This is a genomic window from Paenibacillus sp. FSL P4-0338, assembly GCF_038002365.1.
Taxonomy (GTDB): domain Bacteria; phylum Bacillota; class Bacilli; order Paenibacillales; family Paenibacillaceae; genus Paenibacillus_AQ.
The window spans coordinates 1,265,105-1,279,532 of the sequence record NZ_JBBOCG010000002.1 but is presented as its reverse complement, the minus strand read 5'-3'; the positions used below and the strand labels follow the sequence as shown (position 1 = coordinate 1,279,532).

The 14,428-nt window shown below is 52.6% G+C and carries 12 protein-coding genes; 3 read left to right on the top strand and 9 right to left on the bottom strand.

Translation table 11 applies throughout. The features are described from left to right. Positions 1–618: 618 nt before the first annotated feature. The gene (locus MKZ07_RS29460; protein ID WP_036697318.1) at positions 619–1,458 is read left to right on the top strand and encodes an aldo/keto reductase; all 840 of its coding nucleotides are present in this window, start codon (positions 619–621) and stop codon (positions 1,456–1,458) included. A gap of 77 nt (positions 1,459–1,535) precedes the next feature. Beyond that, positions 1,536–2,531 carry an S-layer homology domain-containing protein gene (locus MKZ07_RS29455; RefSeq protein WP_083678201.1) on the top strand — a complete coding sequence of 332 codons (996 nt, stop codon included), beginning with the start codon at positions 1,536–1,538 and terminating at the stop codon, positions 2,529–2,531. Positions 2,532–2,706: 175 nt separating this feature from the next. On the opposite strand, the gene MKZ07_RS29450 is transcribed toward MKZ07_RS29455, so the two are convergent. The 4 genes from MKZ07_RS29450 to MKZ07_RS29435 are packed head-to-tail and all read right to left on the bottom strand — an operon-like array spanning position 2,707 to position 7,256. Beyond that, positions 2,707–3,642, bottom strand: coding sequence for a helix-turn-helix domain-containing protein (locus MKZ07_RS29450; RefSeq protein ID WP_036697320.1), 936 nt, complete (start codon positions 3,640–3,642; stop codon positions 2,707–2,709). A gap of 55 nt (positions 3,643–3,697) precedes the next feature. Next, the gene (locus MKZ07_RS29445; protein ID WP_051493805.1) at positions 3,698–4,627 is read right to left on the bottom strand and encodes a carbohydrate ABC transporter permease; all 930 of its coding nucleotides are present in this window, start codon (positions 4,625–4,627) and stop codon (positions 3,698–3,700) included. A gap of 12 nt (positions 4,628–4,639) precedes the next feature. Continuing rightward, positions 4,640–5,593: an ABC transporter permease gene (locus tag MKZ07_RS29440; protein WP_083678199.1), complete on the bottom strand. Its 954-nt coding sequence runs from the start codon at positions 5,591–5,593 to the stop codon at positions 4,640–4,642. Between the two features lie 28 nt (positions 5,594–5,621). Continuing rightward, positions 5,622–7,256 carry an ABC transporter substrate-binding protein gene (locus tag MKZ07_RS29435; protein ID WP_051493806.1) on the bottom strand — a complete coding sequence of 545 codons (1,635 nt, stop codon included), beginning with the start codon at positions 7,254–7,256 and terminating at the stop codon, positions 5,622–5,624. 378 nt (positions 7,257–7,634) lie between these two features. Here MKZ07_RS29435 and MKZ07_RS29430 point away from each other — a divergent pair, with 378 nt between their 5' ends. Further along, complete coding sequence (locus MKZ07_RS29430) at positions 7,635–8,099, top strand: protease complex subunit PrcB family protein (RefSeq protein WP_036697323.1); 465 nt, start codon at positions 7,635–7,637, stop codon at positions 8,097–8,099. A gap of 109 nt (positions 8,100–8,208) precedes the next feature. Here the strand turns inward: MKZ07_RS29430 and MKZ07_RS29425 are convergent, their stop codons facing one another. The 5 genes from MKZ07_RS29425 to MKZ07_RS29405 all read right to left on the bottom strand — a co-directional run bounded on the left by MKZ07_RS29425 (position 8,209) and on the right by MKZ07_RS29405 (position 14,425). Further along, a complete protein-coding gene (locus MKZ07_RS29425; protein WP_341029069.1) occupies positions 8,209–9,123 on the bottom strand; it encodes a GNAT family N-acetyltransferase in 915 nt (304 codons plus the stop codon). 385 nt (positions 9,124–9,508) lie between these two features. Further along, complete coding sequence (locus MKZ07_RS29420; RefSeq protein WP_445670315.1) at positions 9,509–11,713, bottom strand: Tex family protein; 2,205 nt, start codon at positions 11,711–11,713, stop codon at positions 9,509–9,511. A gap of 200 nt (positions 11,714–11,913) precedes the next feature. Then, the gene (locus MKZ07_RS29415) at positions 11,914–13,125 is read right to left on the bottom strand and encodes an MFS transporter (RefSeq protein ID WP_076162119.1); all 1,212 of its coding nucleotides are present in this window, start codon (positions 13,123–13,125) and stop codon (positions 11,914–11,916) included. Positions 13,126–13,194: 69 nt separating this feature from the next. Further along, a complete protein-coding gene (locus MKZ07_RS29410) occupies positions 13,195–13,806 on the bottom strand; it encodes a TetR/AcrR family transcriptional regulator (protein WP_341029066.1) in 612 nt (203 codons plus the stop codon). Positions 13,807–14,074: 268 nt separating this feature from the next. Next, entirely contained in the window at positions 14,075–14,425 is a 351-nt protein-coding gene (locus MKZ07_RS29405; protein WP_036697332.1) for a type II toxin-antitoxin system PemK/MazF family toxin, read from the bottom strand. Between the last annotated feature and the right edge of the window lie 3 nt (positions 14,426–14,428).

Below are 14,428 nucleotides of genomic sequence, written 5' to 3'. Positions count from 1 at the left end.
TCCCAAGATTGCATCTCCTATATTATAGTATTTTATGGGATTAAAAAGGAAAAATATCATAGTTTCTTATTCACAAAATGAACAATTTAAAAGTTTGGCAGTGTGTGATAATCCAGTTCCAAACTTCCCCTCCGCTTCTTTTTACTTAAGTGTATGTTTTACAACTAAATGGAAATTAGGCGCTACACTGGACGATTTAGTTGTACAGAATACACTTGAGCATATCGCTGGTAACTTAATGGCGGGACGACACCCTCAGCATGCGATTACGCTGGAACGAGAGTAACTGTAGTTTGTACAATAGAATGCTGTAAAAAAGGCTTCCAAATAGAATCTATTGTATTTGATACAACTGATGTTGGATAAAGGCCATATTTCGCTCAAAACGCAACATTCCACTGTACGAAATACAACAGAAGCACATTTCACGGTCAAATATGAGTTTTCTATTGCAGGAAATACAATCAGCCGTCTGCAGAACTATATTTCCCCTTCAAAATCCTACGAAGTACATCCGTCTCGATTTTCTTTCCCAATGAAGATTAGTTGCCTTCTTATGCTATAATCGTTCACCAAGAGGGATTGTTATCCGAACTTAGAAGGAAAGGAAGATGCTAAATGGAACACTTCGTTTTGAATAACGGAGTCCAGATGCCGAAGGTGGGTCTGGGTGTGTACAATATCAAAGACAATAATGAAGACGCTCTAGTATGGGCGCTCCAGAACGGGTACCGGCATCTGGATACGGCGGCAGCTTACCGCAACGAGGAGCTGATAGCCAGGGCTGTTCAGAAATCGGGTGTACCTCGAAGCGAGCTCTTTATTACGACCAAAGTATGGAGCACGGACCTGGGGCGAAAGACCCGGAAAGCCTTTGAAGCCAGTCTTCAAAAACTCCAAACGGATTATGTTGACCTCTACCTGATCCACTGGCCGGCTAAGCACTATCTGGAAAGCTGGCATATCCTGGAGTCTTTATACAAAGAGGGCAAGATCCGGGCGATCGGGGTGTCCAATTTTGAGCCGGAGCATCTGGACAAGGTCATGAAGCAGGGGACGATTGTCCCCGCAGTAAATCAAATTCAGACGAATCCGCTGCTCCAGCAAGGGTCGCTTCATGACTATATGAGGGGGCACGGTATCCGGCATGTCGCATGGAGCCCTTTTGGACACGGTAACTCGGAGATGCTTACCCATCCTGTGCTCACCGAAATGGCAGAGAGGTATGATAAAACAGCGGCGCAAGTCATCCTGCGATGGAACCTTGAGCGTGGTATCGCTGTCATACCGAAGTCGGTTACTCCTGCAAGGCTGAAACAAAATCTGGAGCTGTTTGATTTCTCCCTGTCCGATGAAGAGATGAAGAGAATCGCAGCCCTGGACCAGAATAAAAGAGGATTTACCGATCCGCAAAATAAATTTTACCTGTGGTCCACCCGGTTTATCCCGTTGTCCTAAGTTTATTCGTATTATTTTCCGGACAACTGCAACTTTTCGCCGTAAAGAACCATCTGAGTATATAGAGGTGATGCACAATGAAACCAACTAATCTAACGAAGCACGCAAAAAAAATGAGCATCGCGTGCGGAATCCTGGCTGCCAGTTTATCCTTCGGAGCGTCCGCATTTGCCTTCACGGACCTCAAGGGAAATTCAGCCGAAACCAAGATCAATTCACTGCATAGCGCAGGCGTAATTAACGGAATTACAAACGACCTGTTTGCCCCCAATGCCAAAGTGACGAATGCGCAAGCCGTACAGTTCCTTGTAAAAGGATTGGCGCTTGCGCCGAAAGCCGGTACTGACAGCAGTACTAAGGCCAGCCAGCTCTTCGACAATGTAAAAGATAATACCTGGTACGCCTCCTCCTTCGCCCTTGCGAAGCAGAGCGGCCTGACACTGGCAAAGGATATCAACCCGAATGCACCGATGACCCGTGCAGAATTCGCCCATCTGTTGACCCAAGCCTTGCAGAGCAAGGGCAATTTCCCGGTGACCAAGATGTTCTTCATGATCGAGGATGGCGATAAGCTTACTCCAGAGGTGAATTACAGCCTGCAGGTGCTGCTGAACACGAAGGTGCTCACACTGGATAACGGAAAATTCCGTCCGTCCGATGCGATTACCCGTGCTGAAGCCGCTGTCATGATCCATGATGCCGCTGAATTCGCCGACCGGGTGATTACGCCGAACAATCCGGGCAATGAGCCTTCTGAGCCGGAGCCGGTTCCGGCTAACAATTACGTCTCCGATGTAGTCCTGGACAAAGCCGCGGAAGGCGTCAACAAAGCCACCATCACCGTTGACAATCTGCCTAACCCCGGTTACGGCCTGACAGTAGAGCGTATCGAATTCACCAGCGCCACCAAAGCCGTAATCTACTTCAAGGTAACCCTGCCTGACCCGGATAAAATGTATCCGCAAGTGATCACCAAAGGCTCGGTATCCACGTACCTGCCCGCAGGTTACACTGCGACGGCTGAGCCTGTAATGGATTCACGCTGGCTTGAGCCATCGGCTCCAGCGAAGTAAGAGGTTCCCCTTCTATCAAGGCTTGCACAACTAGCAGGAAAAAGCAGTTCCCATACGGGAACTGCTTTTTCCTGCTTTGTATAGAAGTATTAATATTTTTTACGAAAAGCAAAAAAGAAGTTGAGTTCACCGCAGCGACGAACTCAGTTTCAAGTCGAATCTTAAGCTGCTCCGCCTACTTACTCTGCCGCAGCCTATTCCGGTAATCCATCGGGCGGCAGCCGTAGGTTTTCTTGAACATCTCCGTGAACCGGTTCACATTGCTGAAGCCGGTCATGCCGGAGATCTCCATGATCTTCTTATCCGTGGTCTCCAGCAGGCTGACTGCCTCCGAGATCCGGTATTCGTTCAGGAAATCCATCGGGGACAGGTCGAACTGCTTCTTCATGAAGCGGCAAAAGTACGACGGGCTCATATTGACCTGCTGGGCCATATCCGAGAGCGTTATCCGCTTGCTGTAGTTCTGCTGGACGTAGGCCAGCGTTTTTTTGGCCAGCATCGAGCTGTTGCCGCCCCGGGACTGCCCGGGCAGTCCTGCCCGCGGATGCTCAGCCGCACACTTTTCCAGCCGGTACAGTACCTCGAACAGCCTGGCCTTAATCAGCATCTCATAGCCGTGCGACTCCTGCTGATAGAGATCCCGCACCTCCTCCAACAGTGGGATAAGCCGCAGCTTCTCCTCCAGCTCCCGCCCGATCAGCAGCGGATAACGCCGGTTGTCGAGGAAGAGCGGGGATACAAACTGCTGCTGAATCTTGTCTCTCTCCAGGCTGGAGAGGAAATTGAAGTGCACCAGCACGGCGCAGAAAATGATCTCCTCCTGATCCACGCGGATCGCCGAATGCAGCATATTGGGCTGAATGAAGACTGCCTCTCCGCTCTGGACGACCAGCTTCTCCTGTCCCACATGGAATTTGGCCGTGCCCTTAATCATGAACAGCAGCTCCAGCTCTTCATGCCAGTGGGAATACAGCACCAGATTATTCATGGAGGGTACCTTGGTTACATGCACGCTCATGCGGAATTGTCTGCTGCCATGAATTAGCTTTTCCTTCATATCTTGAGATACAGGTTCGCCGATGGAATCGAGCAGTTCAAGACTTTTTTTCACTGAGGTTCCCTCCCTCCCGGCCCACCGGATGCTGCCCGCAGCGTCAGCTATACGCTCAGCCCTTCACCGCACCGATCATTACACCCTTCTCGAAGTACTTCTGGATAAACGGATAGATAATCAGCACCGGCACCGTCGATACGATAATGACCGCATATTTGATCTGATCCGCGAACTGCTGGGCATAGCTGCCCGCACCGGCACCGGCACCTGATCCGGCTCCACCCGCGAACGCCTGATTGGATAACAGAATATTGCGCAGGACGATCTGCAGCGGCTGTAAGCTATCCGTATTAATATAGAGCAGGGCGTTGAAGAAGTCGTTCCAGTGACCCACCACATAATAGAGCGTGATGACGGAGATCACCGCCTTGGACAGCGGAACCACCACCGAGATGAAGTAACGGAAGTGCGAGCAGCCATCCAAGGTTGCCGCTTCATGCAGCTCCTCTGGTATAGCGGTCTCGAAGAAGGTCCTTGTAATAATCAGATTGTATACACTAATAGCGCCGTTCACAATCATTACCCAAGGCGTATTCAGCAGATTCAGGTCACGGATAAGCAGATAGGTGGGAATCATGCCCCCGCCAAAATACATCGTGATCACGAATAGCGGCATAATGAATCTGCGTGCCCGGAATTTCCGCTGGGACAAGGCATACGCCGCAGGGAGTGTGACCAGCAGGTTGAGCAGCGTGCCCAGCACCGTATAAATAATCGTATTCTTATACCCCTGCCAAATCCGGGTGTCCTTGAATATCTGCTCATAACCATACAGGTTAATGTCCTTGGGCCATAGAATAACCTGTCCCTGATTCACCATGGTAGAGTTACTGACGGAAGCTATGATGATGAAATACAGCGGGTACGCGACCATGATGAACGCTGCGATGCTTATAACCGCAACCACCAGCGTATACAGCCTGTCTGCGATACCGCCCGAATGCTTAATCTTTTGCGAAGGAGCGGCTTGACTGTTTGACATCCCATTTCCTCCTTACATTAGACTGATTTTTGAAGTTTTTTTGGCCAGTGCATTCGCCAGCATCAGGAACGTGAAGTTGATCAGGGTATTGAATAGTCCGACCGCTGAACCGAAGCTGAACTGGTTGGATTTCACGCCCACATTGAAGACATACGTGGAGATGACCTCCGAGACAGGCTTGTTGAGACTATTTTGCATCAGAAAAGTCTTCTCGAAGCCTACACTGAGTATGCTGCCCATATTCATAATCAATAAAATAATAATGGTCGGCAGGATCGCCGGAATCTCGACATGCCATACCGTCTGCCAGCGGTTAGCCCCGTCAATCCGGGCGGCGTCATACTGCTGCGCATCCACCGAGGACAGGGCGGCGATGAAGATAATGCTATTCCAGCCGCAGGCCTGCCAGATGGCAGAGATGACATACACCGGAACGAAGGCGCCAGGGTCACCAATGAGGTTCGTATCCGCAGGGATCAGGTGCAGCGCCTTCAGGAAACCGTCAATCAGACCGGTGGTAGGAGACAGCATAATCTGCAATAGTGCGACCAGTACAACGGTGGAAATGAAATAAGGCATATACACCGTAGTCTGCAGGATACGCTTTCGTCTGTTGCTGCGGATTGAGTTGACCACCAGTGCCAGCAGAATCGGCATCGGGAAGCCCAGCAGGATGGAGAAAAAAGCAATTATAAACGTATTTCTCAGCGTAGGCCAGAACATCGGGCTGTTGAAATACTGCTCGAAATATTTGAGCCCGGCCCATTCCCCGCCCGTCAGTCCTTTGCTGAAATCAAATTCACGAAAAGCAAGCTGGATGCCATACATCGGACCATAGCAGAAAATGGCGATATAAATGACCGCAGGAAGCACCATCAGCCAAAGCTGATAATGCCCGGCATGCTTACGCAGCCATCCGTTCTCCCGCAGCGTCTGATGCGGCACCGTGGTCTGTGCTGGTTTCATTTGGGAGCGCCCCTTCCATTCAAGTCCACTATTTCAAGGTCGAGAGGTATTCGTCATACGCCTTTTGGCGGATTTGCAGGTTCTGCTCAAGACCGGAGCTATTAACGGAGGCGACATAGGCAGCCCACTCCTTCTCAATGTCTACCTTGGTGGTCAGCCAGGTGGCCCACTTTTGATCCGTGATATTATTGACGTTCGCCTGATTCATTGCCAGGGTGTTAGTGTCCTCTGTGCTGTATTTCATGAAGTTCTGCGGATAGACATTACTCTTCTCGTCTGCCTTGTTCAGCAGCTCATCATAGACAGCCTTCTCCTTCAGCACATTCTGCATATCCGACCCAAGCGTCACCTTGTCCTTCAGTGCATCGGCAATGTACATCGGACCGTTGTCCGCGAACGAATTCGTCCATTTCCATGAGCCGGGGTCGAGGGATGCATCTGCCGGAGGAAGAATCGCATACGTGCCATCCCCGTTATCCTTGATTCCCTTATCCGTGTCATTCATCCCGCCGAACAGAACCTGCAAGCTGACAACCGGCTCATAAAAACCATCAATGAACCGCATCGCAGCTTCCTTGTTCTTGGAGCGGGCACTGACCGACACCGCATTGGAGCCGTAATTCTGGTAGTAGTAGTCATTGCTCCAGTACAGCTCATCCGTAGAATCTGCATGCTGCTTCAGCTGCGGCAGGGTAACATATTGATCCTTCAGCTCGTTGCCGAAGCGGTCTCCTGTCTCCCAGCCCCAGGTGAATCCGACCTTGGCCGTAGCTCCATTCCCGCGGGCAACGGACTGGTATTTGGAGTAATCCTGCGTGACCACTTCCTTGCTGATCAGATTCTGGCTGTACAGCTTCTGCAGGAATTGCATGAGCGTCTTGAACCGTTCATCTACATAGAAATTCTTAACCTGCGCCCCTTCTGTAAAATAGCCGTCGCTCGCCCCGTTGGACAGAGGCAGCCCCAGACTGCCCAGCAGCAGCTTCGGCGTGAAGTCCCAGCCAATCGGGTTGAAATCCATCGGAATCTCATCCGTCTTGTCCCCGTTCTGATTCGGGTCGCCATCGCGGAAGGCAAGCAGCACCGTCTCTAGCTCATCCCAGTTCGTAGGCACCTGAAGGCCGAGATTGTCGAGCCAGGTTTTGTTAATGAACATCGAGGCGGTGGAGCCAGGCCAGATGCCCTTATAACGCGGAGTGCCGTAGAGCTTCCCGTCAATTTGAGTAGCAAGCGTTTTCAATTCCGGGTGCTCGCTGAACATTTTTTGAATATTAGGCGCGTCCTTCTCAATCAGCGGGCCCAGATCCTCGAACAACCCGTTGAATTGCACAAAATCAGAGTTCGAGGTCGCATTGAACAGCAAATCCGGAATTTCACCGCTGGCAAACAGGGCACTTTTCTTCTGATCCCAGTCCGCAGAGATTTGCTGCCATTCAATTTCGACATTCGCCTTCTCCTCTATTTCAGCGAGCCATTTCATTTGCGTGACATCTTTGGTTAATGAATGCTTCACGATAATCGCCTTCAGCTTCGTCTTCCCCTCCGGCGTATTGCTGCTGTCGTTCCCCACATCCGAGCTGTTCCCCTTACTGCTGCAGCCTGTGAGTGATAGCCCTGCCAGACAGCCTGCCAGCACCAAAGCAAGAATACTCTTTTTTCTCATTTGACTTACCCCCTTAGTAGGAATTCATAAATGATCTATGCTTAAGAGCGAGGCTCTGTTAGCCGGGAAACGTGGAACTATTAGGTCACAATACACTCAACAATACTCTCAGGTAAGACAAGCCATTCCTTCTTCGCAATATTAACGAAAGCGTTATCATTATTATAATTTTTCTTCTGCACCCTGTCTCACCGTATATTACCTTTCAATCATCGTATATTGACCTTTTTAGCTGCAATAGTAGCTGTATTCAGGCGAAGATTCGACTTCTGGTAGATGAAAATTGACACATGATGAATTGTTTTGGACCTCCGGCGAATCACCACTGCGGGGTTAGAGAATAATAATTCCATCTAAGAGGATACGAGGTGAAGTATAATGAAGAATACATTACCCCGGCTGCGCACGGCCATAATCCCGCTGGCCTGCTGCATTCTGGCGGCAACCATAGCTATCGGAGCACAGGCTTCCGCTTTCTCAGATCTGAAGGGCCATGCGGCCGTGAAGGAAGTGATTATGATGGATAAGAACATTGCTGCCCCGTCCGGCACATACGATGCAGCCGTTACACTGGACAAAGCAGCCGCTGGTGTCAACAAAGCTACGGTGACCGTATCCAATCTGCCGAATCCGGGATATGGCCTGGTCATTGAGCGGATTGAATTCAGCGCTGACAAAACTGCCGTGATCTACTTCAAGGTAACCTCACCGAAGCCCGGGTCTATGAACCCGCAGGTCATCTCGGCAGGTACCGCCGTCACCTATCTGCCGGAAGGCTATACCGCAGTAGCCCAAGCTACACCAGGCTCGGCAACCTCGGCTGCTTCCAGAGTCACAAAGTAATTGCCTTCACTTAACTTGCTGCATCGCAAAGAGCGCACCCCCGGATATCCGGCTGGTGCGCTCTTTGTGATATGTGATTGTACAGTCTCTATGATCAGGGAGTCGTTCGTTAGCACAGCTCCTTGGAGTATCTAATCTCCTGACGCCCAGTCTGGAAACCTACTGAATGGTACAGGGACAGTGCGGAATCATTCGTGGTCAATGCGACCAGCTGCGCCTGCTCCAGACCCTTCTCCTGAAGATACATTAACGCACGATTCAGCAGCGCCTTGGCAATGCCTCTTCTTCTCCAGGGCTTACAGACAAATACATCCTCAATGATGCCAAGCTCCTCTTCCTGCCAGACCATCAGACTGCCCGCCACCCGGCCTGCATCCCGCACAACCATCGATGCCCAGAGCGGATGCTCCTGATATTCCAGCAGACGCTCCATTCCAAGCGGGGTCTCCGGCCAGATCTCCGCTTCCAGCTCCAGATAAGCCGCCCGCTGCTCCGGTGATTCCATAGGCACATTGGTCAATTCAAAGCCTGCCTCCAGCTCCACCGTATGAACGGGTTCACGAAGATCGCGCTGGAGCGTATACAAGCGGCTATGCGGCAGGTAACCGAGATGCTCTGCGAAATAAGCATGGCAACTCTCTTCCGCCGCATAATTGCCTGTGCACAGGAGGGTCCCATATTCCGGGGGCAGCGTACGCTTCAGCACCTGTACCCGTTCCAGCAGAAGGGCGTAGACGCTGTCAAGCAGCTCCAGATCATTTTCTCGTCCGGGCGACGTCTTCAGATTCACGAAAATCTTGTGTTTACTCTCCGCTGCGCGTCCCGGAGGCACCACATTAAAGAGCTGCAGCTGGCCTTTGGCCACCATCTGCTCCCCTTCAAAAGCACAGAAGACATTCTCCCAATTGTCCGCATCCCCCACCCACCAGAACAGTACATCCTCCTGCGCCGACACCTGCCCGTACATCACGCCAAGCGCCGCCATATCCTTCTCTTCAAACTGCCGGATCACTCTATTGCTCAATTCCCAACCGCCACCTTCTGTTTCTGTCTATCATAACACTGCCGGGCAGGGGGCTCCGTTCTTGAATAACTATAGTTGTTTTATACTGCTGAGCTGAATCTTCAGCTCAAATTCATCAGCCCTATTTCGCAAAAAAACTGTGCCATCCTGATGAAGGATAGCACAGCTTTTTTTTCGCTCCTCCGGTCTTTGCGGACCGGGATGCCGTTATTCTCTTAAAAAGGCCTCTTTTGTCAGCCTAAACGGACTCAAAAGACGCTAATGAGGCTGTGAGGCCTACTTACAGGCTTCGAAGCCTGTATTAACGGCTCCTGAGTCCGCAGCGGTCTACAAAACGCCGATTTCAGCAAAATAAGGTCCTCTGAGTCCGTAACGTCCTCTACTTCTACTCCCCGCTGCCCGCCGCCTCGCGCGGCTGGCGCATCGTCAGGCTGACGCGGCCCTTCTTCACATCTACGCCGAGCACCCATACGGTGACATTGTCTCCGACGGAGACAACATCCATCGGGTGCTTCACATAGCTGCCGCTAAGCTGGGAGATATGCACCAGCCCGTCGTTCTTGATCCCGATATCGACGAAGGCGCCGAAGTCGATTACGTTGCGCACCGTGCCCTGCATCTCCATGCCGGGCAGCAGGTCTTCCATCTTCAGCACATCCTTGCGGAAGATAGGCAGCGGCAGCTCCTCGCGCGGGTCGCGGCCCGGACGCTGAAGGCTCTCCAGGATGTCGCGCAGCGTAGGCACGCCCACCGCAAGCTTCACCGCAAGATCCGCCGCATCCTGAGCGCTTAGCTGCTCTGCAACCTCCTTGCTGCCAAGCTGCTTCACATCCAGCCCCAGCTCGCGGAACAACTTGTCGACCACCGCGTAGGATTCCGGGTGGATCGGCGTGCGGTCCAGCGTATTGTCCCCTCCGGGGATACGCAGGAAACCGATGCACTGCTCGTAGGATTTCGCGCCCAGGCGCGGCACCTTCTGCAGTGCCTTACGCGTAGTGAACTTGCCGTTCTCCTCGCGGAACTTCACAATATTCTTGGCAATCGTCGTATTCACTCCTGCCACATAGGAGAGCAGCGAGGCCGAAGCGGTATTCACGTCGACGCCGACATGGTTAACCGCCGACTCTACGACGCCCCTCAGACTCTCTTCCAGATGCTTCTGCGACACATCGTGCTGGTACTGCCCCACACCGATGGCCTTCGGGTCGATCTTGACCAGCTCCGCGAGCGGGTCCTGCACGCGGCGGGCGATGGAGGCGGCGCTGCGCTCCGCCACATCCAGATCCGGGAACTCCTCCTGCGCCAGCTTGGAGGCCGAATACACACTGGCCCCTGCCTCGTTAACGATCAGGTAGGCCAGGTCAGGGTCGCCGACCTCGGCAATGACCTCGGCCGTGAACTGCTCCGTCTCCCGCGAGCCGGTGCCGTTGCCGATCACGATGAGCTGGATGCCATATTTGGCGATCAGCTCCTTGAACTTGGCCGCCGCCTCGCGCTTCTTGTTGTTCGGCGGCGTCGGATACGTGACCGCTACCTCCAGCAGCTTGCCGGTATCGTCCACTACGGCCAGCTTGCAGCCGGTGCGGTAGGCCGGGTCGACGCCCAGAACATGGCGACCCTTCACCGGCGGCTGCAGCAGCAGGCTGCGCAGATTACCTGAGAAGATGGAGATCGCCTGCGTCTCCCCCTTCTCGGTCATCTCCCCGCGCACCTCGCGCTCAACGGAAGGAGCGATCAGCCGCTTGTAGGCATCCTCGGTCACCGCTTCCAGCAGCTCCTTGACCGGAGAAGGCCCCTTCACCAGCTTGCGGATAATGAACACATGAATCTTGTCCGGCACCACCTCGATACCGACCTTGAGGATATTCTCCCGCTCCCCCCGGTTGATCGCGAGAATACGGTGCGGCGGCATCCGGTGCACAGGCTCCCGGTACGCATAATAATTCTCGTATACACTTTCCTGCTGGGCATCCTTGGCCTCGGAGACCAGAATCCCCTGACTCGCTGTATACTGGCGCACCCAGGAACGGATATCCGGATCATCGGCAATATTCTCGGCAATGATATCCATCCCCCCTTGCAGCGCCAGCTCGGCGCTCTCCACACCCCGGTCCGCATCGATATACTTCGCAGCCTCTTCCAGCGGAACCCCTTGGCGTCTCTGCTCCATGACCCAATCCGCCAGCGGTTCAAGTCCCCGTTCCTTGGCGACACTGGCCCGTGTCTTGCGCTTCTGCTTGAACGGACGGTACAGATCCTCCACTTCCTGCAGCTTCACAGCCTTCATGATACTCGCCTGCAGCTCAGGAGTTAGCTTGCCCTGCTCCTCGATGCTGCGGATCACATCCTTCTTGCGGTCACCGAGGTTACGCAGATATCCGAGCCGTTCTTCGACATCGCGGAGGACATTCTCGTCCAGCTCCCCGGTCATTTCCTTGCGGTATCTGGCGATGAACGGAATGGTGTTGCCCTCGTCTAGCAGCCCCACCGTCGTTCTTACCTGCTTCAGACTGATGCTCAGCTCCTTCGCGATAGCTGCAAGTATCAGTTCCTGCTCCTGACGGGCAGCGGCATCTTCCGCCGCCTTCACCGCCTGATTCGTATCAACGCTCAAGTAGATCCCTCTTTCTATACACAGTCTAAGTTCATAGCTCTCTACTGAAATACTATCACAGTTTGCCGCAGGACCAAAGTTTGCCCCGTATAAAAGAAGAAGCGGCCGCTCCATCCCCACCGGGATAGCACAGCCGCAATCATGTTAACGTATTGTATTCGGTTTTTCACATACATTTAGCGCACCGCAGTAACCTGCTTGCTTCTTCTCCGCCGGGCATAGCCTACCGACAGCATGAAGCTGATGAACAAGACCAGCGCAGCTACCGCATAAGGGAAATTGATATCCAGGTCGAACAGGACCCCCGCCACAATCGGACCGGCAATGTTGCCAAGGCTCGTATAAGCGGAATTCATTCCCATCACCAGACCCTGCTGCGAATCATCTGCCATCTTGGAGAGCTGGGTGCCGACCGCCGGGCGAAGAATATCCATAGCCAGAAAAACAACAAAGGTCACAGATACAATCGCCACGAAGCCATGCACGAACAGCGTCAGGAGAATCGACAAGCCCGCGATCATCAGACAGGCGGAAATGACCCGGCTCTCCCCGAATTTGTTCAGAATCCAGCTGAATGCGGTAATCTGCACCACCGCCCCGGCAATGGAGCCGAACGTCAGGACAAACGCAATATCCTTAGGAGTAAACCCGAATTTATGATCTACGAAGAGTCCGAATACCGTCTCATAATTGGCCAGTCCGAAGGACAGCACGAATACAATAATTAATCCGAAGAAATAAGGCTCACGATACGAGCGCATGAGCTGCATGATTAGACTATCGTTATTGCCTCCCATCGTTCTCGCTTCTTCCCGCAGCTCCGCCGAACGTGATTCTGGCAGGACCAGCAAGGTGATTACCGCAACAATGGCGGCAGCCCCCGCAGCGACAAAGAAGGGGACGCGGATGCCCAGCTCCGCAAGATAACCGCCGATTCCCGGCCCGATGATGAAGCCGGTGGTAATGGCTGCGTTGATGAAGCCCATGCCCTTGGCCCGCTCCTCCGAGGTAGTGGTGTCTGCCACATAAGCCATAACCGCAGGCATAATCATCGCGGCACCGATACCGCCAAGCATTCTGGATACGAACAGCACCCAGGAGGCATTGGCCAGACCGAACAGAAGCTCCGAGAAGGCGAATACGGCCAGACCGCCGACGATGATTTTTTTACGGCCCATCTTATCCGACAGTCTTCCGGCGAAGGGCGAGACCAGCAGCTGCGTCAGTGAGAAGGCTGCCACCAGCAGTCCTACCACACTCCCGCCAATGCCCAGCTCGTTCATATAGGTAGGCATAATAGGGACAACTAGCCCAATCCCCGTGAACGCCAAAAAGATATTCAACATCAGGAGCAGCATCGCTCCCCGGTTTTTTAACAGTAATGACATTGGTGTTTCCCTCCGTATATCTCAGAGCCTTGCTATAAGCTCTGATTGTAATTCATTAATGATCTCTATTTATTGCTCCATCTTCCTGGAACCTATCCCCTGAAGCAGGATCTGAATTCCCGCACGGTAGTATGCCCTGATCGTCTCCGGGGTATCGGTCCGGCCTGTGATCTCATGGACCCGGCTGATTCCCTCCAGCATGGCGCTGAGCGTGATTACATAGTTCTCCAGATCACCACGGATCAAATAACCGGAATCCATCCCCTCTTGCAGCAGTACACGGCAGGCCTCTGTTACCGATTCGAAAATATGTGAGAGTCGCTCACGGATCTCCTCTGACAGCGTATGAGATCTTCCGTATTCCTCCAGGGCATGAATCAGCGGATTCTGGATATCTTTTGCATAATGATCCCCAAGCGCGTATAGACGGGCTTCCGTTCCGCTAATCCCGCTCCGCAGCTCCTCCCACTCCTTGAGCCACTTCAGGGTATCCACCTCCACTACGTACAGGAACAATTCATCCTTGCCCGGAAAATGGTGATACAGACTGCCCTTGCTGACCTTCGCGGCTGTGCAGACCTCGTTCATGCTTACAGCGCCATAGCCCTTTTGCGCAAATAAACTGGTGGCATGCTCCAGAATCCGGCTCTTCGTTTCTTCTCCATCTGAGCGTCCCTTCATTGTTAACCCTCCTCTAGACCGACCGATCGGTCTAATTATAACACGCAGTAATGTCCATACACAACCCCCATCACCCATACTCATCTATCCCTTCGGTATATCAATAAGTATATATGGGACTAACGCCAAATAACCCCACAAAGTGGGGCTTTAGCTTCGATGATGACTCAGGTACTTTGCGGGGACCCCAAAACGCCAAAAAAGGCAGCACCGGAATATATCCAGCCTGCCTTTTATTACGATGGTTGATGTTATATCCCCGTAGGGTTCAGAAATCAATCAGCCCCAGGCTGATTTGCAGCGAATCATCCACCAGCTTCATGGTTTCATCGTCCAGATGGGTGATTTTATCCGTTAAGCGTTGCTTGTCAATGGTACGAACCTGCTCCAGCAGAATCACGGAATCCCGGTCAAAGCCATGAGCTGCTGCATCAATCTCGACATGCGTCGGCAGCTTGGCCTTCTGGATCTGGGCAGTGATAGCTGCCACAATCACAGTCGGGCTGAAACGATTGCCAATATCGTTCTGAATGATCAGTACCGGCCTTACTCCACCTTGCTCAGAACCCACAACCGGTGAAAGGTCGGCAAAAAAAACGTCGCCGCGTTTAACAATCAATAG